Below are 23,999 nucleotides of genomic sequence, written 5' to 3'. Positions count from 1 at the left end.
TACAAAATATGTTTCCTGAAAAAGAAGAGTCTAAACTAGAAACTTTTCTAGCAAAACATGTTTTCATTGTTATTTGGATTTTCGTTTCACCTGCTCTTTTAACAGACGAATGTCTTCCTTAAATTGCTGGACTTCTTTTTGGGTCAATCCTTCCTCCCATACCTCACTTTCTGGTATAGTTTAGTTCTATCTGAATGAAGGCCGGTTCTATGAAACCAGTCCTCAATAGTTTCATTCGCATGTCTCCCCACTCCCTTATTCCACGCAAATCGTTCAAATCCATAAAAGGCTGCCCGTATCCGGTCATGAGGTTTCTTGGATCGACGACTATGACTTAGACTGAAACTTTTGCTTTCAAGAAAGGAAGTATGAATAACCTCAGCTGCAGCTGGAGAGAGATTCTCATTTAATGAACGCTTCTTCATCCGGACAAGCAGGAAAAGGATAACAATGGCGCACGTTGTAATGATCAAGACGGTGCTCCATTCAAAGGCAGAAGCTACTTGCTGCATTTTTTCTTCGTTCGTCACACTCATATCCCCTGTCTTCCATCCCTCTTCTAAAGAAACCTTAACCTCGTTATTTTCATATTCTTTTGAAAAATCCATTCCTAGCTTATCTAAGGTTCCTAGAGAACCTTTCATTAAAAATAACAGGCTGAAAGCGGTCGTTCTCCATGCTTCTTCTAACAGTACGCGTATCGGTTTTAGAAGCACGATGGCTATAAAGCTCACGAATATAGCAGCCCCGGCCAACCCACCGATCTTACTACCTGCCTTTTTTGTTATAAGCTTAGGGGTTAACACATAATGAGAATACAGATGCCCTACTAGTAATACCACGTATTGAAGTGCTGCCATGAAAATAAGTACAGGATCTGGATAAAGAACGAGTTCAATAAATACAATCACTGCAGTTACTATGAGCAGCAGCTTGTTATCGTTTGATTGGTCGTTTTTGTAATAGATAACAAACCTCCACCCTGTAAAAGGGACAACAAAGAGAAGCAGCACCGCATTTATTCCAAGCCAAAGACCCGCCAAATATAGACAGGGAATGGTCCATAAAAATGGCAGATAAGTACGGGATTTTTGCAGACTGATCCCATAAAGAAAATAACTGGCGATGATAATTATCAAATAGGACGAGGCTGGTAAATTGAATCCATTCAGTGAAACAGCTAGAGGATATAAGAAAAAATAGTACATCAGGAGTGTGCCTGCATATTGATAAAAAGAGGTACCGATAAACGTTCTATCCATTATTCCTCCTCCTTAGATGAACTTAACGCCGATATAAAGGCTTCATCCCCATTCCCTTCAGGTAAAACATGAAAAATCTTTTTCCCACTTTTTTTCAAATAGTGAAGATGCAAGGAAATTTCCGGGTCCAGTTCTCCTACAAAGATAACGGTTTGTTGAATATTCCCCTTCAATATTAAGCGCTGAAGAAGCTTTTCCATAGGGGTTAATGGCAGTTCTTTTTCAATTCGTGCCAGCAGTTCTAAAGCAGCTTTCATATCTTCTTTGCCTTTTCCTATCGGTTTATGAAAATAGGGCTTCGAAAAAGGGTGTCTTGAATTAATATAGATTTCCCTGGAGATGTTATAATGCTCAGCATATCGGCATAAATAAGCGGTATAAGAAAACAAGTTCTCAAGGTTATTGCTGACATGAAGATTGCCAAGCTTAGTCCTTTCAGCTGTATTTACGATAATAGTCCAGCTGTTATCAACTTTTCTTTCATAGACTTTTGTTTGCAGTTGCTGAACTTTTGCACTAGCTTTCCAGTGGACTCTATGAAAGGGATCTGCCATGACATAGTCCCTTGTACCGTAAGGGGATAACAAGTCTTCCTGAGGTGAATATGGGTAATATTGTTCGCCATAAGCAAAATGAATAACCCTTTTCAAACCATGGACCGGCTTCATTAAAGGATAAATCACAATTTGGGTTTTAAAGTCCGGAAGGAAAAATAAATGAATTTGTGAGAAATTTAATAATTGAGGGAATTGATAGTGTAAACTGCTGAATTTTACAACCCCTCTGGAACCGGCCGTAAAGGGCACCTTCACCTTTGCTTTTCCTTTATTTGCAAATGCTAAAGGAATCACGTGTCTGTTTCCTTTTGGAGTATCTCTGGTTTCGACTACATCCAAATGAACGATTTCATTTGCAATAAAGCTGAACCGTCCATTTAGAATTGGAACATGTGAGTAGTTAAAAAAATGAAAATAAATCTTGGAGTGCTCCCCTGGAAACAGACGGATGGTTTGCTTCCGATTATGTATGCTCAATTTCTTCCCTGCTACACGATCATATACATAGCTTCCTATTCCAAACGAAGCAAGCATCCCGGCAGGTACTAATAATAGCTGCTGATGGATGATCAACGTGATAAAGAGCATCAATACAATCAAGGACAGTAAAAGATCATACCCCTTATTATTGAAGCTTGATGAACTTTCCCATTGAGTCATCGAACACCGCCTTCTTCAACAGGAACTTGGACTTCATTCATAATTTCCTCGAGCACCTGTTTCTTCGTCTTCCGAAAAGTACCTTCTATCGAGAGGACAAGTCGATGTTCAATCACATATGGTGCTAATTTTTTTATATCTTGAGGAGTGACAAAGTTTCTATCATGGAGCAGTGCCTGTGCTTGGGAAGCCCTCATTAATGCTAATGCCCCTCGTGTGCTTACCCCTAATTCCACATCTTCATTTTTCCTTGTTTCGTGAATGATGGCCAATAGGTAATCTACAGCTGCTTCAGAAACAGTAATATTCTGGACAGATTTTTTTAAATGCAATACCTCCTCTAGCGAAAGAACAGCCTCTAATTCCTGTAAAGGATCATGCTGTCTGTAGGTTTGTAATATTCTTTTTTCCTCCTCTAACTCAGGATAGCCCATATCAATTTTGAACAAGAACCTATCCAGCTGAGCTTCCGGCAGCGGAAATGTTCCTTGACTTCCCTCTACAGGATTCTGAGTAGCAAGGACACAGAAGGGAGGTGTAATGTGGAGCGTATCTCCATCTACTGTCGTTTGTTTTTCTTCCATCACCTCAAGCAGACTCGATTGGGTCTTGGGAGTGGCACGATTTATTTCATCCACCAAAAGAATGTTTGTCATAACCGGACCAGATCTCAGTTGAAATTCCTGGGTTTTAGGATTATAGTACTGGATTCCTGTAACATCACTAGGAAGGACATCCGGAGTAAATTGAATCCTATTAAAGGCCCCATGGATCACCTTAGCAAAACTTTTTGCCAACTTAGTCTTGCCTGATCCAGGTACACTTTCTAATAACACATGTCCATCGGCAAGCAATGCCGTAAACAGGAGTTCAATTTCAAAGTCCTTCCCGATGATCACTCGGGCAATTCTATCTTTAGCTTTTTCCATTTGCTTGAGCAAGCAAAATTCCCCTTATGTTCAATAATTATCCATTTATTATACTACTTTTATCCTGATTTTAAAAAAATTCAAAAAACAAAAGCCTGTTCAATTAAGAACAGGCTTTTGTGTTATCTTATTTATTTTGTCCATTCATCAATAAGGTCCTGATGTTCGTCGATCCACTTCTGAGCACCTTCCTCAGCAGAATCAGCTTCATTCACATCAGCCATCAGGCTCCCTAGTTGATCATCATTCATCATAAAGTTATCGAACCATTTAACAACTTCTGGATTGTCTTTTTCCAATCCTTTTCTTGCTGCATAAGAAATGTTTTCTTTGTCACCAAACACATTTTTAGGGTCTTCTAAGAATTTAAGATCCATTTCAGCGAAAGCCCAGTGTGGCTTCCAAAGGGTAACCACAATTGGCTCTTCATCTTCAATCGCATTTTTCAATTCTGTCGTCATTGTCGGACCAGAGGACGCAGCCAATTCGTAGTCTAGGCCGTATTCTTTAATTGTTTTGTCAGTAAGTGACATAATACTTGCGCCTGCGTCAATTCCAACAATCCTTTTATCCTTGAATTGATCACTGCTATTTAGGTCTTCTATAGAATTTACATCCTTCATATAAGTAGGAACAACTAATCCAAGTTGTGTACCTTTATACCAATCTTCACGCCAATCAATATCATCTTTATATTTTTCGTAGAACGGCTTATCTGTGTTAGGAAGCCAGATTTCCATTCCGATATCCAAATCTCCGGAAGAAAGAGCTTCATATAAGAATCCTTTTTCTACTTTTTTCAAGTTTACCGTATACCCTTTATCTTCAAGAATCAATTTCCACATGTTTGAAACGGCTACGTTTTCTGCCCAGTTATTCATACCGATGCTGACTGTACCTTTATCGCCGCCTTCGGAACCACCTTCATCTCCACTGCTTGAGTCGCCAGAATCAGAATTTCCACATGCTGCTAATACGAGTAAAGTACCAAGAAATACAGCAGGCAACCATTTACGCAAACTCTTCATTTGTTTTCCTCCTTAGTATTATTATTAAGTATTCAACTTTCGACCTAAACACATTTTCGTATTATAGCATAAATTAATTTAAGTTCAAACAATTTAAACTGTACAAAAAAATTATTTTGTATGTGTTTTCTAAAACATCCCAGCCAGTATCGACTAGCTGAGATGGAATATTAAGGGGGGTTATCTTTCTTCTTTATTCATCTTGCTGTGTGCTCGAAGATCCGCAGCCTGTGCTCTCTCTACGGCTTTCCAATCCTCTTCGTCTGCCAGCTGTGATGAGAACTCCACGTCAATGCCGTCCCTTTTTAAGTTCTTAGGGGTCTGGGGTAATTTACGTTTATTCTTACCTTTTGAATGACGGTGTTCATCTCTTCCCATTTGGAAGTCCCTCCTTTGTCGTTAGACATGCTTATTATTTGCTCAGAATTCATTACTATTCTTCACAAAAATAAAAAAACCACCAAGAACATTGGTGGTTTAAAAGTCAGTTATGAATAAACAGGTCAAAGATAGGACCAAAATCCTTCGTATGGTACTCCGCCTTGGTTTTTACCAACCAGTCAAAAGCTGACTCGTTGATTTGATGAAATTCTTCCGACAGCTTTGTTTCATGACTTCTGCTGCTTTGTAAAGTGGTGGAAGCATACTGTAAACTATCCTTCGCATATTCGTTAAAAATTTGATTTTCTTCCGTAATTTCTGCAATCTTCAGCAGGCTTTTATACAGGTCCTTCAGCTCTTCGATAAATTTTTTGTGAACTTCTATATCAAATAAGGTGTTGCCGAGCTGGAATTTTATTTCGACGTCTAAATCTATCGTTCCCGCTGTTTCCAGTTCAATATTTGTAAAGTGATGGTTTCGATAAGGATATCGGCGGAGAGTCCGCTTTTTACTTGCTGCACTTTCTCCGTCCACGTGAATCAATGCTTTATTTGTAAAGCAATATTCATCTGCTTTTGACTTGATAAGAAAATAAATCTTCTCATCATCTTCGTGCATGACGTAATCGTCAGCATCCACCTTATCATAGTCTTCCGGCTTTATTACACTGCCGACATCACTTAATCCCAAAGCATCGGAAGCAATTTTTTTAAACAAGGGAATCCTCTCCTTTAGCGAAGGCTTATCCCCAGTATATCATGAATAAACTGTTGTATTTAAAATTAAAAAGGAGCCTTAAACAGGACTCCTTTCATAATTATACTTTTTCTACAACGATCGCTTTCTTTTCCCGGAAATATTTTTCTCCGTCTTCAGATGAATGTTCAAAAAAACCATCAAAGGATTGGGTCACTTTATATTCTCTCTCAGGTTCTGTGAATAGATGGGAATCATTATTTGATAATAGAACCACATCTGTTGTAGACACAAAACTATCTAATTCTTTAGCAGAATAATTTTTTCCAACTTCTACTTCACTTAAACGATGGGTACTCATTGATTGATCACCTTTCCTTTCTGTTATTTCCTTTCCCATTTCTTACAAGATTAAAACAACGATTTACTATAGTAAAAAAAGAACCCGAAGTAGTTCGGGTTCTTCTTGTTATTGATTGTCCTTCAATTGTTGTTCAGCTCGCCTGATTAATTCTCTTACCATACTTCCACCAATGTTACCGCCTATTTCTCCTGCCTGCTTAGAAGTTAACTGACCATTGTATCCTTCGTTTAAAGGAATTCCTTTTTGGTTGGCAATTTCATATTTGGCGTTTTCCGGCGAAGACTGCTTCGTAAGCTCTGCTTTAAGTTTGTCGAGTCCTTCTCTTGCTTCGGGAACAAGTATTTTATTTCTTCTGCTCATTACCTGTCCCTCTTCTCTTATTTTGCGCGTACCCAGTTTGGGAAATTGATTCTCCCCGGTGCGTTTTTAAAGCACCGTTCCCATCGACTTCGTCCACTTTGGCATCAAAAGTACCTTCTGCAAGCGTATCTGAAACTTGTTCGCGGGTAATATTAAGCCCCGCTTGATCAACCTCGGAATATTCCTGTTCTGTATACTCCTGCCTGCTTTTTTTAGTCATTTTTCATTCCTCCTCTTGTCCATTAGCTTCTGCAAATTGAAAAGAAACATTCGCTCGTAATGCACGAAACGTTTCCTCCTTCCTTTACGTATATAAAAAAGTACCATAAGGAGGGTTAATCATGTCCATTATTCTAGGAGCAATCGGAATGTATGTACTACTTAGCTGCCTGTTGGTTCCGATACAATACCGTTATTTAAAGGCTGTACAAAAAGAACGAGTAGAGAAACGGCAAACCCAAAATGAATATTATGGATCCATGCCTTTACAAGAAGAGATATTACACGGCAATATTCAGGGGAACCCTCTTTTCTTTCTTGCCAATATAATGGCGTGGATTTTGTTAAAAAGAAAAAGCAGAACCTAGACTGGATAGTTTGTTGAATTCTCAGCCACACTAATCATCGGAGGTGTTTAACCGATGAGCAAAAAAAGCAATGCAGACAAAAGAAAAAATCATTCGACTGTTAATCCTCAAGGTTTAACCGAAGACGTTGCTGATCAACAGCCAAAATCCCAATTAGAGCAGAGAGCCAAAAAAAGCAATAAGCGTTAAAAAAAGCTGAGTCTTATGATTCAGCTTTTATGAATTGCTCTGCTTGTTGGATTGACGTGCTTTTATCGTACGCATTGTAAATACTTTGGGAAACACGGATAGGATCTCCAAAAAAGAAACGCTCATACAATGTTTGTCTTCCGCCAAAGGAACTCAGGCATAAATCCCACGCGAGTCTGAAAAGGCGGACCTTTTCTTCTCCTTTTTTATCTCCAGCTTGAAGATAGTGGTTTAGATCTTCTTTAATCGAACTATTGAAATCTTTTTCAGTCGGAATTGTAACGATTCCACTCGCACCAAGAAGCTGAAGAATCTCCATAAACCTTGGATAAATTTCTTGAAAGGTATGGACTGCAATATAAAGAGGAGCTCGTGAAGGAATGCAAATGCCTTTATCATCGATAACCGCTTCTTGTTCTGATATGATAAGCAGCGCTTTTAATGATTCTAATCCCTTGATAATTTCCGTTACTTTTCCTTGAACATGCTGATACTCTCCTATGTTAATGGTATCTACGATAAGCTGAGCGATTCCTAATACAAGTTCTGCCTTGACTACCTGCCTGGAAACAATTTGATGCAAAGTAAAAGGAATGAATTTGCTCTTTGCATAAAATTCATTAGCCACTCTTATATTGTCATAAAAAAATACTCGCTCCCAAGGGACCAGGACATCATTGAATACTACGACTGCGTCAAGCTCTTCGAAGCGTGAACTCAAGGGTGCATTATAATGAGAAGATTCTTTCGAAAAAGGTTCCCGGCATATAAACTTCAATCCCGGTGTATCGCTTGGAATGGAAAAAGCATATGCAAACTCATTATCCGTTACACCAGGGGCAGAAAAGACAATAATTTCATCCGTTATTCCACCCTGGGTAGCCAGCAGTTTTGCTCCTTTTATTACGATACCTTCTTCGATCCGCTTTACAATCCGTGCATTTGTTACATCTTCTTTGAAAAACGAATATTTCGCCCGATTATTTTGGGGATTCACAAACGTATGCGTAAATGATAGATCCTTTTCCCTCGCATCATAATAAAACTTCTCAAGCCGGTCAGGAAAACAATTTGGTTTTCCTTTTAATATTTCAGTTGAAGCAGCAAAAGCCGCCAGCACGGTGTTCATATAATCTGGACTCCGACCCATTAACCCACCTGTATGTCTTGCCCAGCTTTGGATCATCTTCCTCCGTAGTATTAATTCCTCTTTACACTTGGGAATTAAAAAAGATGTTCCTATCTTTGTCTTTGTAAGTTCGCATTCAAATGTCATAAAATCATTAGAATGCTGTAGATCGTAAAGCTCTGCCTGGCTGTTCATAACTCCCTTAAAGGCGGGATGTTCCGATATTCGCCCGTCTACTTTTTCACCACTGACCCAAATGTCTGTGTGAAGAGCATTAATTCTGCGTTTATATTCCTCTCCAGTAATGGCGGCCATGATATCACTCCTGCTCTGTACTCACTCCTGAGCCTGATATCTTAATGTATTAATCTGCGCCCAAAGGTGTGAACAAATTAAACAGTACCTGATGGAACATCCCTTTTTATTATTGTATTTTTTAGATATAAAAGAAGCATGCAGAGAACGTCATTATTCTCTACATGCCTGGTCAGCAGTATTGTTATTTTCTATGATTGAGTAATGCGGTCATTAGTAAATTGAGCTGTTTCCGTAGATCCCTTAAGTGCAGTAGTAGAAGAAGCACCGCCGGAAACAACCTGTGCTACCTCATCAAAGTAACCTGTGCCAACTTCTCGCTGGTGTCTAGTGGCTGTATAGCCGAATGCTTCATTAGCGAATTCTGCCTGTTGAAGCTCAGAATACGCCTCCATCCCACGTTTTTTGTATTGTCTGGCAAGTTCAAACATGCCATGGTTTAAAGAGTGAAATCCCGCTAACGTGACAAATTGGAATTTGTATCCCATTTTTGCAAGCTCTTGTTGAAAAGAAGTGATTTGTTCATTACTTAATTTTTTCTTCCAGTTGAATGAAGGGGAGCAATTATAAGCGAGCAGTTTATTTGGATATTGTTGATGAATTGCCTCCGCAAACTTCTCCGCTTCTTCTAAGTTTGGCTCTGCGGTTTCACACCATATCAAGTCTGCGTACGGTGCATATGCCAATCCCCTTGCAATTGCCTGATCAATTCCTGCCTTTGTTTTGTAAAATCCTTCCGCCGTGCGTTCGCCTGTAAGAAATACTGAATCTGACGAATCAAAATCACTCGTAATTAAATTTGCAGCGTTCGCATCCGTTCTTCCAATAATTAAAGTAGGAACTCCCATAACATCAGCGGCAAGTCTTGCAGAAATTAAATTACGCACAGCTGTATACGTTGGAAGCAGTACTTTACCGCCTAAATGCCCGCACTTTTTCTCCGAGGATAACTGGTCCTCAAAATGCACGGCAGAAGCTCCAGCTTCAATCATAGATTTCATCAGTTCAAATACGTTAAGCTGTCCTCCAAATCCTGCCTCAGCATCTGCTACAATGGGAGCGAACCAATCGATTTCATCTGTATCTTCAACATGATGAATTTGATCTGCTCTTTGCAAAGCTTGATTGATTTTTTTGACAACCTGTGGAACACTGTTCGACGGATATAGGCTTTGATCGGGATACATATGTCCAGATAGATTAGCATCTGCAGCCACCTGCCAGCCACTCAAATAAATGGCTTTCAAACCTGCTTTCACCTGCTGTATCGCCTGGTTTCCTGTTAATGCACCTAATGCATGGATATAATCTTCTTCATTTAACAGCTTCCAAAGCTTGTTGGCTCCTCTTTCTGCCAGTGTATATTCGATGTCAAGCGATCCTCTTAAACGAATAACATCTTCTGCCTCATACGGACGTGTCACGTCTTGCCACCTGCTGTTTTCGCTCCATTCATTACGCAGTTTCTCTATTCGGTTTCTATTCAACGTCCTTCCCCCTTAATTAAGATGTTCGTAAGCTTTTAAAGTTAGAAATTCAGAAAATGTGTCTTCTTGAACAAAGTCATCAAATAATTGTGAAGCTAATTTATAATTTCCTCTCTCAAAAGTTTCTTCTCCTAATTCGCGTTTTATCTTCTCCATTTCTTCCCTTCTAAGCTTCTCAACGAGATGAATAGTTATTTTGCGGCCGTCCTCAAGCTTTCCTCCTGGATGGCGGATCCAATGCCAGATTTGGGCTCTTGATATTTCAGCAGTTGCTGCGTCCTCCATTAAATGATAAATAGGTGCCGCTCCTTTCCCACTTAACCATGAAGCTAAGTAGCGGATGCCTACATTAATATTTGTCCTCAATCCTTGTTCCGTGATTTCCCCGTCAGGAATTTCAAGTAAATCTTCTTCGCTTACTTGAACGTCCTCCCGTTTAATATGAATTTGGTTGGGAGCAGTCATCTCTTTATTAAAGACTTCCATTGCAGTAGATACCATGCCTGGATGAGCTACCCAAGTTCCGTCATGTCCATCGGTAACTTCTCTTTCCTTGTCTGCTTTTACTTTGTTAAATGCCTCTTCATTTTTCTTTGGATCGTCGTTTCGAGGGATTTGCGCTGCCATCCCGCCGATTGCCGGGGCATTCCGTTTATGACAGGTTTGAATAGTCAGTAATGAATAAGCTCTCATAAATGGAACAACCATGGTGACTTGAGAACGATCCGGCAAAATCATTGCAGGATCATGACGAAATTTCTTTAAATAGCTGAATATATAATCCCATCGCCCACAATTCAAGCCGGCAGAGTGTTCTTTTAATTCATAAAGGATTTCATCCATTTCAAATGCTGCTAGAATAGTTTCCAACAAAACAGTGGCTTTAATTGTACCGCGACGGATCCCAAGATAATCCTGTGCGTAAATGAATATGTCATTCCACAGCTTCGCTTCCTGATGATTTTCAATCTTCGGCAGGTAAAAATAAGGACCGGTACCGTTTTTTATTAATTGCTCCGCATTGTGAAAAAAGTAAAGACCAAAGTCTATGAGACTGGCAGACACAGGACTTCCTCGATAAGTGATATGCTTTTCTTCCAAATGCCACCCTCTTGGTCTCACTATGAGAACGGCTTGCTCATCATTCAAGCGGTACTCTCTGCCCTTTTCATTTGTAAAAGAAATCGTTTTGTTTACCGCATCTCGAAGATTCAGTTGTCCTTGAATCGTATTTTTCCAAGTAGGCGAGTTGGCATCTTCAAAATCTGCCATAAATACTTTAGCTCCAGAATTTAATCCATTAATAACCATCTTCCGATCAACTGGACCAGTGATTTCTACCCGCCTATCCAGAAGATCTTCCGGGAGATCCGCAATCGTCCAATTGTCTTTTCGAATCTGTTCAGTTTCCTTTAGAAAATTCGGTCTTTTCCCTGAAGCTATCTCTTTTTGAATGTCTTCCCTTTTATATAACAGCTCTCTTCTTCTTTGCTCAAATTGATAATGAAGCTTCCCTAAAAAGTCCAAAGCTTCTTTCGTCAATATCTCTTCGTGTTGGGGAAGCACCTCCCCCTCGACCTTCAAACTATGACGTTGTTGGGTTTCCATCTTTTCACCACCCTGTATTATAATAAAACAAAATAAACCAAACTATTATATAACAGTTAAATCAAAAAATTATTCCTGCCTTTTGGATAGGCAGTGATCACATTCCATTATATAGGAATACTTCATGACTTCCATTTCGCTGCCACATTGAGGACATGGCACAGCCACCTTCTGTTCCTTTTCTTTTGTTTTCATAGATTCCCCTCCTTTGTTATAACAGTTATGTTTTTGTTTAACTGTTATAACACAGTCTACGAGGTGAAGAACTAAAATGCAACATCTTTTTTGAAATTTTATTTTATTTTTTTACTGATCACAGTAAGATCCCTTTAACTTCACAGTCCACATCAGATTTTCATTTCATTGCACAGCCTGCTTTTGCAGGAAGTTATTAAACAATTTAGTACAGGTCCAAAAAAAAGATGCCGTATCACTTTTTTCAAGTGTTACGGCATCCATACTATTTTTCACATCTTCATTTTAAGAAAAGATTTCGTGAATTTGTTTAAATTCATCTTTAGATAACTCGACTTCCAGCGTTTTTAAATTGTCGACCACTTGCTCTCTCCTTTTCGCACCAGGAATCACAGCGTCAATCGATGGCTGATTTAAATACCAGGCAAGCACCACATGTGGAATATCCACTCCCTGGGAATTTGAAATGTCTCTGAGTTGTTCTACCTTTTCTAAATTCTTTTTGAATGCTTCTCCTTGGAACAAAGGGCTGTTTGCTCTTATATCATCAAACGAGGAATTTTCATTATATTTACCAGACAGCAATCCAGAGGCTAAAGGAAAGTAAGGAACGAAGGAAATTTGGTGCTCTGCTGTATATGGCAGCAACTCCTCTTCCGCCTGCCTCTTGAACAGATTGTACTCGGATTGAAGCACATCCACAAACCCATCTTTATTAGCTTCTTTTAACTGGTCAATAGAAAAGTTAGAAACTCCTATAGACCTTATTTTCCCTTCATCTTTCAGTTGTTTTAACGCGCCTACCGCTTCATCTTTCGGAGTTTCGTTATCTGGAAAATGGATGTAAAATAAATCGATGTAATCAGTTTGAAGTCTTTGCAGGCTTTGCTCAACACACTCTTTTAAAAAAGATGGAGCGTTGTTAAATACTACATCTTCCCCCACAAACCGGTGTGCGCCTTTCGTTGCAATTACCACATCTTCACGATTTCCATATTCTTTTACTACCTGTCCTACTAGTTCCTCTGAGCGTTCAGGTCCGTATATATATGCGGTATCCAACAGGTTCATTCCGTTTTCCAACGCAGTTCGTACCACCTGCTTTCCTGCCTCTTCATCAAGGTTAGGATAGATGTTATGTCCTCCCACAGCATTTGTTCCTAAGCCAATTGGGTTCACCGGGATTTCAGATTTTCCAAGTGTAGTCCTAGTCATCATGATTTCCTCCCCTTATTGCATTTACCTATTGTATTACCACTAGGACGTATCGTAAAAACCTTTCACTAAAGCTGGATACGAGAAGTAAAGAATCAATTTTTTTGATAAGAATCAGTATTTATTATTGGGAACTTCGTAAATTCTCTTCGCTTAAGAATTCGATAAATTGCTTTATCGCGGGCGAAAGCCACTTTTTCTTTAAATACAGGATTTGGATCATCAAGCTCATGTGTTCTTTTTCGAATCGAACTGGTATGAGCTGCCCCCTGTCTATTTCTTTTCTAACTGCCATCTCCGGAAGTACCGCTACTCCTAATTCATCGATGACACATTGTTTTATCGCTTCCAGACTTGTAAAAGTGAGCACGGATTTAGACTCAACTCCATAATTTTTCAACATCCTTTCAAACATCACGCGATAGGAACAACCCTTCTCTGTTAAAATCAAAGTTTCTTCTTGCAGATGTTCCATATCAATATAGCGCTCTTTTGCAAAACGATGATTGGGGTGTACTACCATGAGCATTTCTTCTTTTTTAAGCGGAATAGCCTGTAGTGCAGGATGTTCATTGATCTCATCAAGCATCACCACCAAATCCCGTTCCCCGTTCAGCACCCCTTTTTTCAAATTTGGGCAAATGCCTGATTCCAGCTGAATCCTTAAATCCGGGTGGTCGTTTTTTAGTTTTTTTACATGAGGAGTGATAAAATAAGCAGCCAGTGATTCTACTGTTCCAATCCTTAAAGTACCTCTTGCCTGCACACCACGTGTTATTCTTACTCTCGCTTCATCCATCAACTGAGTAACTTGATGTACATAATAATAGAGGTGTTCTCCAGCTTGCGTCAGCTCCATTTTCTGACCGGATCTTTCAAACAACCTCACTTGATAATATTCTTCAAGCTTCCTAATCTGCGTGGTAACGCTCGACTGAGCATATCCTAATTCAATACCAGTTCGTGTATAACTCCCCCATTTTACAACTTCCTTGAACGTATAAAGATAGGATAGATCCATGTATTCCCTCCATCAAAAATTTTGATACTAATTATTAATAATTATAAATAACTCCGATATCATAAACAATGATATACTTATCTTCATTCACAGATTGAAAAGGAGAAATGACATGAAAATTCTTACATTGCTTGGAAGTTCACGCGAAGAAGGAAATACAGAAGCCCTGGTGAAACAAATCATGCAAGGGATAGACTATACTTCCATAACCTTATCTCATCATACTATCCAACCCATTTCAGATAAAAGGCACAGCATAGAAGGATTTACTCCCGTCCATGATGATTATGAGAAGATTCTTCAAGAGGTTCTTTCTCATGATATCCTTATTTTCGCTACTCCGATTTACTGGTTTGGAATGTCAGGACAAATGAAAGTCTTTATTGACAGGTGGTCCCAATATTTACGGGACAGCCGCTATCATATGAAAGAAGAGCTGAGTAAAAAAACAGCGTATGTAGTGCTTACCGGAGGTACGAATCCAAAGATTACAGGACTTCCATTAATCCAGCAGTTCAGCTACATTTTTGATTTCGTTCACATGAAGTTTGAAGATTATATCATTGGCGAAGCCGTTAAACCTGGAGAAATTCTTTTAGATTCAAAAGCATTACTAAAAGCAGAAGAATGGAACCATAACTTCACAGCATCCATGAATAATAAATAAAAACAAGTACAAACGTTCTTGTCAAACTGTCGAAAACGTTTCTCGGCAGTTTTTATTTGCTTTCAATTTTTACCGCGTTAATTTGTTACACTATCAGTAACACTTGTTTAAGGCGGTGACTGTTTTGTTTCATTCCAGAAAAGAACGGCAAAATGAATTGGAAATCGTAACGATTGATGAACTTGTGCCAGAAACCAAAGAAGTGAAAGGGAATGAGACCGATCCGAAGAGTGATTATTTATATCGGGAGAATGGATTTATAGAATGAGAAAAGAGAAAGTGGAGCGCTGCTTCGCAGATACAAAAGAACGGCATGGGCTGCGCTATTGCCATTTGCGCAGACAGGAAAATGTTCGGGAACAGGCGTTATTGACCGCTGCCTGTCAAAACATGAAAAAGACTCTCCTCCAACTAGCGAAGTCCAGCTAGTTGGAGGAGAGTCTTTTTCGTAAATTTCTGTCCTTCAGTGGGGGCATAAAAAAACAGCTTATAAAAAAATCCATGGGGCTTATCTACAAGCTAATAAGAACATTTGTTCTTGTTTTTATTGGCAGACTAGTTTAGAATATAGATGATTAAACTTAAAGGAGTGGTAGAATGAAGCACCAGGCAACCCCTTATCTGACTTTCAGCGGTCAAGCAAGACAAGCACTTGAATATTACAGAAATGTATTTCATGGAGAAATTCAAGGGCTCCAAACTTTTGGAGAAGCTGATTTTGAGACACCCGAGGAAGCTTCGGACCATATTATGCACGCCCGGTTGAAGTATGAAGGATTATTATTGATGGTTTCTGATTCATTTCCCGGGCAGCAGGTTAGTCCCGGCAATCAAATCTCTCTTGCTCTGGAACTTGACAGTCAAGAAGAAATTCAAGAGCTTTATGACCGTTTTACAGAAGAAGGCAGCGCTGTTATGGAGCTTCAAGATACCTTCTGGGGAGCCATCTACGCAAAAGTAAAAGACCCTTTTGGAGTGATTTGGGACTTAAATTACACGAAACAATCGTCTTAAACTTGACAGTCTGCCGGGGGTGGACCCGGCAGTTTTTTTAATTAGACAGGTGCATCGTGCAATTATATAATTCACAAACGTATTTATCATTTTTCCTGGAGACACACGTTATCGAAGTATTCATTAAAGGCGACTTACCTATGGAGTCAACCCCCATAGCTGTTAAAAGTTGTTTAATCATACCTCCATGTGTAACGAACAATACATTCTTCCCCGGGTATTTTTCAATCCAATCATTGATGCAATCCATCCCCCTCTCCACTACTGAACTTGTATCTTCCCTCCCCAGATCCAATGTTCTCCAATCCTTTCCCCACCGTTGTACTCTCTCTTCTTCTGTCGTACCTTCGATCTTTCCCCCATCAATTTCCCTTAGGCGCTTGTCCTGTATTAAAGAAAGGTGAGGGTTAAGTTCAGCGATAATTTCAGCTGTTTGGACGGCTCTTAATAAATCACTGGAAATCAGATATTCCCATTTCTCACCTTTAAGCCTATTTGCAAGTAAACAAGCGTGATCTTTCCCCTCATCATCTAATGGAATATTCATCGATCCTTGAGCTCTTCCAATTTTATTCCAAAAAGTACTTCCGTGTCTTATAAACCCAATGGTAGTCATAGTATTCCCTCCCGTTATTAATTTTCTCTCCCATTTATTATAGCTTTTGAGCAAACGAGCTTTACTAACTTAGAGATAAATAAAGAGCTTCCTCTAAAAAAGAGGAAGCTCCATATATCTTCTAATCCAACTCTAAGTCGGTAACGGCTCCTTTTGCGGAAGAAGAAACAAGTCTTGCATATTTAGCCAATATTCCTGATTTAAATTTAGGTTCCGGCTGCTGCCACTTCTGCTTGCGGTTCTCAATCTCCTCTTCAGAAACATCAAAGTTGATTTGCTGCGTATTACTATCAATTTTAACCATGTCTCCATTTTGGAGTAAGCCAATCGGGCCGCCGACAAAAGCTTCAGGAGCAATATGTCCAATTACAAACCCATGGGACCCCCCGGAAAAACGGCCATCTGTAAGCAGAGCTACTTTTCCGTTCAGCCCTTTCCCTACGATCATCGCTGTAATCGAAAGCATCTCCGGCATTCCTGGGCCGCCTTTCGGGCCGACATTTCTTATGACGAGGACATCTCCTTCTTTAATTTCGTTGGCTTCGATCGCCTCGGCAGCTTCTGCCTCACTATCATAAACACGTGCAGGCCCTTCAAAACTTGAAATTTTTTGTCCGGACATTTTGGCGACAGCCCCTTCAGGAGCAAGGTTTCCTTTTAGAAGCACTAACGAGCCAATAGGCTTAATAGGATCATCAATGGGATGAATCACTTTTTGGCCCTCTTTTAAAGATGGAGCATCGGCAAGGTTTTCAGCCACTGTTTTCCCTGTTACCGTCAAACAGTCTCCATGAAGCAAATCATGCTCTAATAACAATTTCATCACAGCTGGCACACCACCAGCCTCGTACAAGTCCTGCATGACATATTTACCGCTTGGTTTCATATCTGCAATATATGGAACGCGCTGACGTATTACTTCAAAATCTTCAAGAGTTACATCCACTCCTGCTGAATGTGCCATTGCTGTAAGGTGCAGAAAAGCATTTGTGGACCCGCCTAGAGCCATAACGACTGTAATTGCGTTTTCAAAAGCTTTCTTAGTCATAATGTCGCGCGGATAAATTCCTTTTTCTAATAGTTCTACCACCATTTCTCCAGCTTGGCGGCACTCCTGTTCTTTGTAATCATTCACCGCCGGTGTGGAAGAAGAGCCGGGAATACTCATTCCAAGTGCTTCCACTGCAGAAGCCATCGTATTGGCTGTGTACATCCCTCCACAGGCACCTGCTCCAGGACAAGCGTGGCACTCGACTTGGTGGAGTTCTTCATCGTTAATATTTCCAGCCTGATACTGACCTACTGCTTCAAATGAGGAGACAATATCGATATCCTTTCCATTCAACTTCCCGGGCTGAATGGTACCTCCGTATATATAAACGGATGGAATGTTCATACGCCCCAAGGCTATCAGACAGCCTGGTGTCGTTTTATCACAACCGCCAATTGCGACAACTCCATCTAAGCGCTCGGCGTTCGTAACGGTCTCAATAGAATCCGCGATGATTTCCCGGCTGGGTAAGGAATAGAACATCCCTTCATGGCCCATTGCAATTCCGTCAGAGACTGTAATGGTATTAAAAATGAGCGGAGAGCCGCCATTGTTCTTTGCTCCGTTTTTCGCTTCCCGTGCCAAACGATCGATATGTACATTACATGGAGTAACTTCACTCCACGTGCTAGCCACGCCGATCATCGGCTTTTTAAAATCTTCATCCGTAAATCCGACAGCTCTGAGCATAGATCTGTTCGGAACTCGATTTACCCCTTCACTAATTACTTTACTGCGAATCCTGAGATCTTTTTTGGATTCCATCAATCTTCATCCTTTCTGTCCATATCCTTGCGTCTATTATCGAAAAATATCGAATTTAATACAGGCTTACAATGATGATACTAATTTGTGCAGCGCTTCGCAATAAGTATTCAGAAAATAAGGAACTTTCTTTATAATAAAACGCTTACATTAATATTTTCCTGGTCATTTTTTTGCTTCAGCCTTCTTGAAAAGAGTGGTTTAAGAAAACAGCCGCCTGTGACAATGCCCTTTTCGCTTCTGGTACGAGACCGATAAAGTTGGCAAATCCATGAATCAGCCCTTCAAAATTCTGATAATTCACCTTTACCCCTGCTTCTCTCAATTCATCTGCATATGCCTTTCCCGCGTCGCGCAGTGGATCATACTGAGCGGTCAGTATGGTTGCTGGAGGCAGACCGGTTTTATCTTCGTAAAAAATCGGTGAAGCGTGCGGATGATTCAAATCTTCAGTATCATAAAAATAATGCTCTCTAAACCAATGCATCATTTCTGTAGTCAACAGGAATCCTTGAGCATTTTCGATGAGAGAATCCGATTCCTCTTTAAATCCGGTCGATGGATAAATGAGCAATTGATGACGAATGGGAGGACCTGAATTTTCTTTCGCCCAGATGGCTGTTACAGCGGCAAGGTTTCCTCCTGCACTATCACCGCCTACCGCCATGGAATCCCTTCTTATTCCGTAATGTTCGGCGTCCTCATAGATTTTTTCAAAGGATTCATAGGCATCTCTAACTGCAGCAGGAAATTTATTTTCAGGTGCTAATCGATAATCAACAGAAATGACTTTGCAATTACATTCACTCGCGAAAAATTTGCAAACAATGTCATGGGTATCCAGACTTCCCAGCACCCAGCCGCCGCCATGGTAATACACAAGGCAAGGGTATGGTTTGTTTCCTCCTAAAGGAGTATAAACTCTAATCTGAATAGCTCTGCCATCAAGTTCCAGCTGGCAATCATCCACAGCTTGCACTTTTTCTTCAGGCTGTGGCACACTCATGATTTTCCTTTCTCTTTCCCGGTATTCTTCTGGTGTGACTTCGCTTAAGGGAGGCATGGGATTCTCTTTCATCTTATGCAGCATTAATTGAATTAACGGGTTGACCGGCATTCAGGAACTCCTCCATATCTACTGGAATATAATATATTCATCTCTTCCCTTTCCTGTACAAATCCTAACCCGTTTGCTCCGTATGTTTTTACCTCCCACATATTGGGTATAGTGAGATATATAGGTCAAGATGAAAAAATATCAGGCTGCTCTTAAAATACGTATAGTACGCCTGTCGAAGAGTATCATAAAAATAAAGAAAAAATAGACAAAAAACTCTTTTTAAATTTTCAGTAAATTGTTATAATAATCTCAAGAAACGTTCACAAATTATTCACAATTCGTTTAAAAAATTTTCCAAAGCAGTGAAAGCGTTAACATATTCTGCTTAAGAGGAGTGAGTTCAGATGGATGTTATTTTGGTGTATGTATTACTGGCGAGTATGACTCCGCTGTTTCTATGGATGGACCATCGCAAACTTGCTATTGTCCAAATGCCTTTTATCGTAGCAATGTGGGCTTATTTTGTAATTGAGTTCGGGGCATTAGAAGTCGGAGCCTTTGCTTATAGGGCACTCTTAACATTATTTGCAGCCAATATAATCTTAGCTCATTATGCTATGTACCTCGTTCTTTACAAAGATGTTAAGATCCGTAAAAGAATCAGTGCTGCACCTAATATGCTCTCCAGAGTATTAGAAATGGATGGAGATAAGTCAAAAGCTAAGAAAGAACCTCAATAATAGAACAAAAACAGCTGCTTGGAAGCAGCTGTTTTTTTTGCGGGAATTTTTCATCTCTCCTCTTATACAACAACTAAAGAGCTTTCCCACCCAATAAATGAGGCTGCCGCGTTGTATGCGGCAGCCTCAGCTATAGTCTGATTGAATATTACATTGGCATGGAACCTGACATAATCGACTGGATAACCCAAATCGTGCCAAATACAATAATAATCCCAATACCTGCACTGTAGTACATCGTGGTTGTCTGAATGCGTCCTTCTCCTTCACGGACGTGCATAAACATAAAGAGCTGAACGAGAGCTTGTAGCACTGCCAATCCTACAATAATCCAGATCACTGCAGTAACAGAAAGACTTGTGTAAAGGGCAATCCACACTGCTAATACAGTAAGAAAAATGGATAGGGCAAAACCAAGTACGTGATTCCATGGAAAATGGTTATTACTTTGACCTGACATTTACATCACCATCCCCATTAAATAGACTGTCGTAAAGATAAAGATCCAAACAACGTCAAGAAAGTGCCAATACAAAGAAACAACAAATGCTTTCTTAGCCGTAGCCGGTGACAATCCTCGTACTGCAATTTGAATAAGAATAGAGATCATCCAAAATGTTCCCATGGTCACGTGCAGACCGTGAGTACCTAATAAAGTGAAGAAGCTGGTCCAATATCCACTGGTCTGAAGTGAAGCCCCTTCGTGTACATAAGCAATAAACTCCCTTATTTCAAAAAAGACGAATCCGTACCCTAACAATAATGTTAGGATAAACCAGATCATTAGTCCAGGAACACTTCTGCGCCTCATTTCATGAATAGCAATTCCACAAGTAAAACTACTTGTAAGGAGCAGGAAGGTTTCTATGAGTACTCCTTTTAATTCAAACAGCTCTTCCGGAGGTGGCCCGTCAGCAATTCGTCCGGTCAGGACAAAATAGGCTGCGAAAAGCGTACCGAACAGGGCGATTTCTGCTCCTAAGAAGATCCAGAAACCTAAAATATTTAAACGGCCGGTTTCTGATTGATATTCTAATGGTTTATTAGGGTCAATGTGAGTTGCGTGTCCACCCATTCGTTACGCCTCCTTTCCTTTGAGCCTATGCTCGATTTCCTTAATTTTCTCAACGCTGACATGGTAACCCTCATCTTTGTCAAAGGAACGGATAATCATGCAGGCTAATATTCCGATTAAACCGACGATTCCCATCCACATCCACTCAAAGACAAGCCCAAATCCGGCGATGAAGAAGAATGTCCCCATAATGAAAGGTACACCGGAGTTACTAGGCATGTGAATCGGCTCTATTTCTTCTTTATCGACATCAAATTCTGCTCGGCCTTCTTGCTTCATCTTCCAGAATTCATCACGATCCGTTATTTCTGGAATCTTAGCAAAGTTGTAGAATGGTACCGGTGCTTCTGTGTACCATTCAAGCGTACGCCCATTCCAAGGGTCTCCAGTAGTCACAGCTTTTTCGTAGCGTGCACTGTAGTAAATGTTATAAAGCAGCACAATAAATCCGATTCCCATCAGCAAGCCCCCAAATGAAGCGACTGCATTAAGCGGGAACCAGCCTGTATCCCAAGGATAAGTGCTGATACGACGCGGCATGCCTGCAAATCCTAGGAAATACATCGGGAAGAAACAGACGTTAAATCCAATGACAAACAGCCAAAAACTCCAGCGGCCGATTTTTTCATTTAATTTGTAACCGAAGACTTTCGGATACCAGAAGTATAGACCTGCAAAGCAGCCAAACACTGTTCCTGAGACTAACACATAGTGGAAGTGGGAAACTAGGAAATACGTGTTGTGGTACTGATAATCGGCTGCAGCCATCGCCAGCATAACACCGGTAACTCCGCCGATAACAAAGTTCGGGATAAAAGCAAGCGACCAAAGCATCGGCATCGTAATTTTGATTTTCCCTTTGTGCATAGTAAACAGCCAGTTAAAGATTTTAACCCCTGTGGGGATTGCAATCGCCATTGTCGTTATGGAGAAGAAGGAGTTTACAGCTGAGCTGTTCCCCATCGTAAAGAAGTGGTGTACCCACACGACAAAGCTGAGTCCAGCAATAATGACCATGGAGTAAACCATTGCCTTATATCCGAACAGCATTTTTCTGGAGAATGCACTAATGATCTCAGAAAAGATTCCGAATGCTGGAAGAATAACGATATAAACTTCAGGGTGTCCCCAAATCCAGAACATGTTCGCCCAGAGCATTGGCATCCCGCCATCCGCTAATGTAAAGAAGTGGGCTCCAAACAAACGGTCAATGGTCATCATCGCTAACGCTACGGTTAACACAGGGAAAGCAAAGATGATGAGTATACATGTAATAGCAACGGACCAGGTAAACATAGGAAGTCTCATTAATGTCATTCCTGGAGCACGCATCTTCAATATGGTTACAAGGAAGTTAATCCCGGTCAACAAAGTTCCGATCCCGGCAATCTGCAAGCCTAATAAGTAGAAGTTCTGGCCTGGTCCGGGACTTAATTCATTTCCTGCAAGCGGCGTATAAGATGTCCAGCCTGCATCAGGAGACCCCCGATTACAAAGGAAATATTAAAAAGCATAGCCCCCATAAAGAAGGTCCAGAAGCTGACGGAATTCAAAAACGGATAAGCGACGTCTCTTGCCCCAATCTGCAATGGAACAACGACGTTAAATAATCCAATTAAGAATGGCATTGCCATAAATAAAATCATAATCGTACCATGAGTAGTAAAAATTTCATTATAGTGTTGTGAATCTAAAAAACTGGACTCCGGGACTGTAAGCTGTGCCCTCATCAGCAATGCATCAACACCGCCTCGGAAAAGCATGAGAACAGCCGATAAAATATACATAACGCCAAGTTTTTTATGATCTACTGTAGTGATCCATTCATCCCACAGCCATTTCCACTTTTTAAAATAGGTGAGCACAAATACAATACCGACCATTGTTAAAATAATGGAGACATCGGCACCGTAAATTAATGGATCACCTGTTACAAAAAAATCTTCCAGTTTCATGTTGTGTCCCTCCACTCCTAGTGAGATTTTTCCTGTAATTCAGGGTTTTCGCTGATTAACTTCTTTCGTACTTTGACCGCATAATCTGGTTGTTTTGCATGATCGACAAACTGTAAATGAGTGGAGGAGAAAGCCATTGTCTTCACGTCCCCTTTTAACAGCAAGTGGTTATACTTGTCTTGAGAAAGCTTAGGCGAATTTTGCTTCGTATCCTTCACCCATGCTTTGAAATCCTCTGCTGTATCAGCGTGGACTTTGAAAGTCATGTCATTAAAGCCTTCACCAGTAAAGTTTGCATTACGGCCATTGTAAACGCCAGGATGATCTGCCTGTAAATACAGTTCATTTTTCATCCCTGCCATGTTGTACTCTTGTCCTCCTAATTGGGGGATCCAGAGAGCAGCCATAGAATCTGCAGAAGTTAACACGAATTTCACTGCACGATCCTCAGGAATATGAAGGTAATTCACGGTTTCTATCCCTTGTTCTGGATAAGAAAAGAACCATTTCCAATCAGCAGAAGTAGCTCGAATAACTAGTGGATCTTTATCTGTAGAGCTTTCTGGAACTTTCTCCAAACTGTAAATCGTAGTTACAGTCGGCCAAGCTAACAGGATAACTATGACGATCGGGATAGCCGTCCATAGTATTTCCAGCCACGTATTGCCTTCAATTTCTTCAGGATCACGCCCATCATCTTTTTTACGTTCCCGGTATTTGACTAACATGATTGTGAATAGTACAAATACGGCTGCTACAATAATAAGCATGAGGATAATTGACCAATAAATCAAATCCTTCTGAGCATCTGCTACCGGCCCCTTAGGATTAAGAACAGGCAGAGCACTGCAGCCAGACATTAAAAAGAGAAACGAACTTGAGATTAAGAACGTTTTAAGTAATTTCACATCAGGTCACCTTCCTTTTATTAACTGAATCCTCACCCACTACATCAGATTTATATTTTAAATAAGAGTTCAGGTCGGACAAATCATTACCTATATTAACAGAAAAATTGACATTATTTGCGTATTATTTCACATGTGTCATTAAATTGTCATGGTTTTAGAAA

The 23,999-nt window shown here is 40.2% G+C and carries 27 protein-coding genes and 2 pseudogenes; 7 read left to right on the top strand and 22 right to left on the bottom strand.

What is annotated here, in order from left to right; genetic code table 11:
• Nucleotides 1-143: 143 nt before the first annotated feature.
• The 9 genes from MUN89_RS08845 to MUN89_RS08805 form a co-directional block, all read right to left on the bottom strand.
• Nucleotides 144-1,262, bottom strand: coding sequence for a hypothetical protein (locus MUN89_RS08845; RefSeq protein ID WP_244712985.1), 1,119 nt, complete (start codon nucleotides 1,260-1,262; stop codon nucleotides 144-146).
• The gene (locus MUN89_RS08840) at nucleotides 1,262-2,479 is read right to left on the bottom strand and encodes a DUF58 domain-containing protein (RefSeq protein WP_244712984.1); all 1,218 of its coding nucleotides are present in this window, start codon (nucleotides 2,477-2,479) and stop codon (nucleotides 1,262-1,264) included. Before MUN89_RS08840 ends, MUN89_RS08845 begins: the two co-directional genes overlap by 1 nt.
• The gene (locus MUN89_RS08835) at nucleotides 2,476-3,408 is read right to left on the bottom strand and encodes an AAA family ATPase (RefSeq protein ID WP_244713661.1); all 933 of its coding nucleotides are present in this window, start codon (nucleotides 3,406-3,408) and stop codon (nucleotides 2,476-2,478) included. The genes MUN89_RS08840 and MUN89_RS08835 overlap by 4 nt, the downstream gene beginning before the upstream one ends.
• A 131-nt stretch (nucleotides 3,409-3,539) precedes the next feature.
• The gene (locus MUN89_RS08830; protein ID WP_244712982.1) at nucleotides 3,540-4,436 is read right to left on the bottom strand and encodes a glycine betaine ABC transporter substrate-binding protein; all 897 of its coding nucleotides are present in this window, start codon (nucleotides 4,434-4,436) and stop codon (nucleotides 3,540-3,542) included.
• 180 nt (nucleotides 4,437-4,616) lie between these two features.
• Nucleotides 4,617-4,814, bottom strand: coding sequence for a YfhD family protein (locus MUN89_RS08825; protein WP_244712981.1), 198 nt, complete (start codon nucleotides 4,812-4,814; stop codon nucleotides 4,617-4,619).
• A 106-nt stretch (nucleotides 4,815-4,920) separates the two neighbouring features.
• Nucleotides 4,921-5,535, bottom strand: a complete 615-nt coding sequence (locus MUN89_RS08820; protein WP_244712979.1) for a PH domain-containing protein — start codon at nucleotides 5,533-5,535, stop codon at nucleotides 4,921-4,923.
• 100 nt (nucleotides 5,536-5,635) lie between these two features.
• Nucleotides 5,636-5,875: a hypothetical protein gene (locus MUN89_RS08815; RefSeq protein WP_244712977.1), complete on the bottom strand. Its 240-nt coding sequence runs from the start codon at nucleotides 5,873-5,875 to the stop codon at nucleotides 5,636-5,638.
• Nucleotides 5,876-5,983: 108 nt separating this feature from the next.
• Nucleotides 5,984-6,238, bottom strand: a complete 255-nt coding sequence (locus tag MUN89_RS08810; protein WP_244712975.1) for an alpha/beta-type small acid-soluble spore protein — start codon at nucleotides 6,236-6,238, stop codon at nucleotides 5,984-5,986.
• Complete coding sequence (locus MUN89_RS08805) at nucleotides 6,222-6,458, bottom strand: YozQ family protein (protein ID WP_244712973.1); 237 nt, start codon at nucleotides 6,456-6,458, stop codon at nucleotides 6,222-6,224. Before MUN89_RS08805 ends, MUN89_RS08810 begins: the two co-directional genes overlap by 17 nt.
• 121 nt (nucleotides 6,459-6,579) lie before the next feature.
• Here MUN89_RS08805 and MUN89_RS08800 point away from each other — a divergent pair, with 121 nt between their 5' ends.
• Both MUN89_RS08800 and MUN89_RS21820 read left to right on the top strand, forming a co-directional pair.
• Nucleotides 6,580-6,825, top strand: coding sequence for a DUF3949 domain-containing protein (locus MUN89_RS08800; protein ID WP_244712971.1), 246 nt, complete (start codon nucleotides 6,580-6,582; stop codon nucleotides 6,823-6,825).
• Between the two features lie 54 nt (nucleotides 6,826-6,879).
• The gene (locus MUN89_RS21820) at nucleotides 6,880-7,014 is read left to right on the top strand and encodes a hypothetical protein (protein WP_256464022.1); all 135 of its coding nucleotides are present in this window, start codon (nucleotides 6,880-6,882) and stop codon (nucleotides 7,012-7,014) included.
• A 13-nt stretch (nucleotides 7,015-7,027) separates the two neighbouring features.
• Here the strand turns inward: MUN89_RS21820 and hpaB are convergent, their stop codons facing one another.
• From hpaB to MUN89_RS08770, 6 genes are all read right to left on the bottom strand, one after another.
• Nucleotides 7,028-8,458 carry a 4-hydroxyphenylacetate 3-monooxygenase, oxygenase component gene (gene hpaB / locus MUN89_RS08795; protein WP_244712969.1) on the bottom strand — a complete coding sequence of 477 codons (1,431 nt, stop codon included), beginning with the start codon at nucleotides 8,456-8,458 and terminating at the stop codon, nucleotides 7,028-7,030.
• A gap of 191 nt (nucleotides 8,459-8,649) precedes the next feature.
• Nucleotides 8,650-9,945 carry an isocitrate lyase gene (aceA, locus tag MUN89_RS08790; protein WP_244712967.1) on the bottom strand — a complete coding sequence of 432 codons (1,296 nt, stop codon included), beginning with the start codon at nucleotides 9,943-9,945 and terminating at the stop codon, nucleotides 8,650-8,652.
• 12 nt (nucleotides 9,946-9,957) lie between these two features.
• Nucleotides 9,958-11,553: a malate synthase A gene (gene aceB, locus MUN89_RS08785; RefSeq protein WP_244712965.1), complete on the bottom strand. Its 1,596-nt coding sequence runs from the start codon at nucleotides 11,551-11,553 to the stop codon at nucleotides 9,958-9,960.
• Between the two features lie 69 nt (nucleotides 11,554-11,622).
• Nucleotides 11,623-11,748, bottom strand: coding sequence for a YhfH family protein (locus tag MUN89_RS08780; RefSeq protein ID WP_244712963.1), 126 nt, complete (start codon nucleotides 11,746-11,748; stop codon nucleotides 11,623-11,625).
• Nucleotides 11,749-12,033: 285 nt separating this feature from the next.
• Nucleotides 12,034-12,966 (bottom strand): aldo/keto reductase, encoded by a 933-nt coding sequence (locus MUN89_RS08775; protein WP_244712961.1) that lies wholly within the window; start codon nucleotides 12,964-12,966, stop codon nucleotides 12,034-12,036.
• A 121-nt stretch (nucleotides 12,967-13,087) separates the two neighbouring features.
• Nucleotides 13,088-13,984: a LysR family transcriptional regulator gene (locus MUN89_RS08770; protein ID WP_244712959.1), complete on the bottom strand. Its 897-nt coding sequence runs from the start codon at nucleotides 13,982-13,984 to the stop codon at nucleotides 13,088-13,090.
• Nucleotides 13,985-14,102: 118 nt separating this feature from the next.
• Between MUN89_RS08770 and MUN89_RS08765 the strand changes: the two genes are divergently transcribed.
• From MUN89_RS08765 to MUN89_RS08750, 4 genes and pseudogenes are all read left to right on the top strand, one after another.
• A complete protein-coding gene (locus MUN89_RS08765) occupies nucleotides 14,103-14,651 on the top strand; it encodes a flavodoxin family protein (protein WP_244713658.1) in 549 nt (182 codons plus the stop codon).
• Between the two features lie 124 nt (nucleotides 14,652-14,775).
• Complete coding sequence (locus MUN89_RS08760) at nucleotides 14,776-14,919, top strand: hypothetical protein (RefSeq protein ID WP_244712957.1); 144 nt, start codon at nucleotides 14,776-14,778, stop codon at nucleotides 14,917-14,919.
• Nucleotides 14,898-15,080 (top strand): annotated as a pseudogene (locus MUN89_RS08755) (transposase); the annotation flags it as partial. The gene MUN89_RS08760 and the pseudogene MUN89_RS08755, both read left to right, overlap by 22 nt.
• Nucleotides 15,081-15,248: 168 nt before the next feature.
• Nucleotides 15,249-15,665, top strand: coding sequence for a VOC family protein (locus tag MUN89_RS08750; protein ID WP_244712955.1), 417 nt, complete (start codon nucleotides 15,249-15,251; stop codon nucleotides 15,663-15,665).
• Nucleotides 15,666-15,702: 37 nt separating this feature from the next.
• Here the strand turns inward: MUN89_RS08750 and MUN89_RS08745 are convergent, their stop codons facing one another.
• The 3 genes from MUN89_RS08745 to MUN89_RS08735 all read right to left on the bottom strand — a co-directional run bounded on the left by MUN89_RS08745 (nucleotide 15,703) and on the right by MUN89_RS08735 (nucleotide 19,214).
• Nucleotides 15,703-16,281, bottom strand: coding sequence for a histidine phosphatase family protein (locus tag MUN89_RS08745; protein ID WP_244712954.1), 579 nt, complete (start codon nucleotides 16,279-16,281; stop codon nucleotides 15,703-15,705).
• Nucleotides 16,282-16,402: 121 nt separating this feature from the next.
• Entirely contained in the window at nucleotides 16,403-18,097 is a 1,695-nt protein-coding gene (gene ilvD, locus MUN89_RS08740; RefSeq protein WP_244712953.1) for a dihydroxy-acid dehydratase, read from the bottom strand.
• Between the two features lie 178 nt (nucleotides 18,098-18,275).
• Nucleotides 18,276-19,214, bottom strand: coding sequence for an alpha/beta hydrolase (locus MUN89_RS08735; protein ID WP_244712952.1), 939 nt, complete (start codon nucleotides 19,212-19,214; stop codon nucleotides 18,276-18,278).
• 347 nt (nucleotides 19,215-19,561) lie between these two features.
• On the opposite strand from MUN89_RS08735, the gene MUN89_RS08730 reads away from it, so the two are divergent.
• Complete coding sequence (locus tag MUN89_RS08730; protein ID WP_244712951.1) at nucleotides 19,562-19,897, top strand: spore morphogenesis/germination protein YwcE; 336 nt, start codon at nucleotides 19,562-19,564, stop codon at nucleotides 19,895-19,897.
• A gap of 148 nt (nucleotides 19,898-20,045) precedes the next feature.
• Here MUN89_RS08730 and qoxD read toward each other — a convergent pair whose 3' ends face one another.
• The 4 genes and pseudogenes from qoxD to qoxA form a co-directional block, all read right to left on the bottom strand.
• Nucleotides 20,046-20,357 carry a cytochrome aa3 quinol oxidase subunit IV gene (qoxD, locus tag MUN89_RS08725; RefSeq protein WP_244712950.1) on the bottom strand — a complete coding sequence of 104 codons (312 nt, stop codon included), beginning with the start codon at nucleotides 20,355-20,357 and terminating at the stop codon, nucleotides 20,046-20,048.
• Complete coding sequence (gene qoxC / locus MUN89_RS08720; RefSeq protein ID WP_244712949.1) at nucleotides 20,358-20,972, bottom strand: cytochrome aa3 quinol oxidase subunit III; 615 nt, start codon at nucleotides 20,970-20,972, stop codon at nucleotides 20,358-20,360.
• Nucleotides 20,973-20,975: 3 nt separating this feature from the next.
• Nucleotides 20,976-22,927: pseudogene (gene qoxB / locus MUN89_RS08715) on the bottom strand (cytochrome aa3 quinol oxidase subunit I).
• A gap of 17 nt (nucleotides 22,928-22,944) precedes the next feature.
• Nucleotides 22,945-23,835 (bottom strand): cytochrome aa3 quinol oxidase subunit II, encoded by an 891-nt coding sequence (qoxA, locus tag MUN89_RS08710; protein WP_396266085.1) that lies wholly within the window; start codon nucleotides 23,833-23,835, stop codon nucleotides 22,945-22,947.
• Nucleotides 23,836-23,999: the final 164 nt, after the last annotated feature.

The sequence above is a fragment of the Halobacillus salinarum genome (assembly GCF_022919095.1).
Classification (GTDB): domain Bacteria; phylum Bacillota; class Bacilli; order Bacillales; family Halobacillaceae; genus Halobacillus_B; species Halobacillus_B salinarum.
This window is presented reverse-complemented; position numbering and strand designations above follow the sequence as displayed.

Bases quoted from the DNA above. Each gene is read 5' to 3' on its own strand.
- ilvD (WP_244712953.1), bottom strand. From the start codon at position 18,097: ATGGAATCCAAAAAAGATCTCAGGATTCGCAGTAAAGTAATTAGTGAA.
- qoxD (WP_244712950.1), bottom strand. From the start codon at position 20,357: ATGTCAGGTCAAAGTAATAACCATTTTCCATGGAATCACGTACTTGGT.
- MUN89_RS08825 (WP_244712981.1), bottom strand. From the start codon at position 4,814: ATGGGAAGAGATGAACACCGTCATTCAAAAGGTAAGAATAAACGTAAA.
- MUN89_RS08770 (WP_244712959.1), bottom strand. From the start codon at position 13,984: ATGGATCTATCCTATCTTTATACGTTCAAGGAAGTTGTAAAATGGGGG.
- hpaB (WP_244712969.1), bottom strand. From the start codon at position 8,458: ATGGCCGCCATTACTGGAGAGGAATATAAACGCAGAATTAATGCTCTT.
- MUN89_RS08735 (WP_244712952.1), bottom strand. From the start codon at position 19,214: ATGCCGGTCAACCCGTTAATTCAATTAATGCTGCATAAGATGAAAGAG.
- MUN89_RS08810 (WP_244712975.1), bottom strand. From the start codon at position 6,238: ATGAGCAGAAGAAATAAAATACTTGTTCCCGAAGCAAGAGAAGGACTC.
- MUN89_RS08730 (WP_244712951.1), top strand. From the start codon at position 19,562: ATGGATGTTATTTTGGTGTATGTATTACTGGCGAGTATGACTCCGCTG.
- MUN89_RS08835 (WP_244713661.1), bottom strand. From the start codon at position 3,408: ATGGAAAAAGCTAAAGATAGAATTGCCCGAGTGATCATCGGGAAGGAC.
- aceB (WP_244712965.1), bottom strand. From the start codon at position 11,553: ATGGAAACCCAACAACGTCATAGTTTGAAGGTCGAGGGGGAGGTGCTT.
- qoxC (WP_244712949.1), bottom strand. From the start codon at position 20,972: ATGGGTGGACACGCAACTCACATTGACCCTAATAAACCATTAGAATAT.
- MUN89_RS08840 (WP_244712984.1), bottom strand. From the start codon at position 2,479: ATGACTCAATGGGAAAGTTCATCAAGCTTCAATAATAAGGGGTATGAT.
- MUN89_RS08815 (WP_244712977.1), bottom strand. From the start codon at position 5,875: ATGAGTACCCATCGTTTAAGTGAAGTAGAAGTTGGAAAAAATTATTCT.
- MUN89_RS08745 (WP_244712954.1), bottom strand. From the start codon at position 16,281: ATGACTACCATTGGGTTTATAAGACACGGAAGTACTTTTTGGAATAAA.
- MUN89_RS08775 (WP_244712961.1), bottom strand. From the start codon at position 12,966: ATGATGACTAGGACTACACTTGGAAAATCTGAAATCCCGGTGAACCCA.
- MUN89_RS08780 (WP_244712963.1), bottom strand. From the start codon at position 11,748: ATGAAAACAAAAGAAAAGGAACAGAAGGTGGCTGTGCCATGTCCTCAA.
- MUN89_RS21820 (WP_256464022.1), top strand. From the start codon at position 6,880: ATGAGCAAAAAAAGCAATGCAGACAAAAGAAAAAATCATTCGACTGTT.
- MUN89_RS08750 (WP_244712955.1), top strand. From the start codon at position 15,249: ATGAAGCACCAGGCAACCCCTTATCTGACTTTCAGCGGTCAAGCAAGA.
- MUN89_RS08805 (WP_244712973.1), bottom strand. From the start codon at position 6,458: ATGACTAAAAAAAGCAGGCAGGAGTATACAGAACAGGAATATTCCGAG.
- MUN89_RS08845 (WP_244712985.1), bottom strand. From the start codon at position 1,262: ATGGATAGAACGTTTATCGGTACCTCTTTTTATCAATATGCAGGCACA.
- MUN89_RS08800 (WP_244712971.1), top strand. From the start codon at position 6,580: ATGTCCATTATTCTAGGAGCAATCGGAATGTATGTACTACTTAGCTGC.
- MUN89_RS08830 (WP_244712982.1), bottom strand. From the start codon at position 4,436: ATGAAGAGTTTGCGTAAATGGTTGCCTGCTGTATTTCTTGGTACTTTA.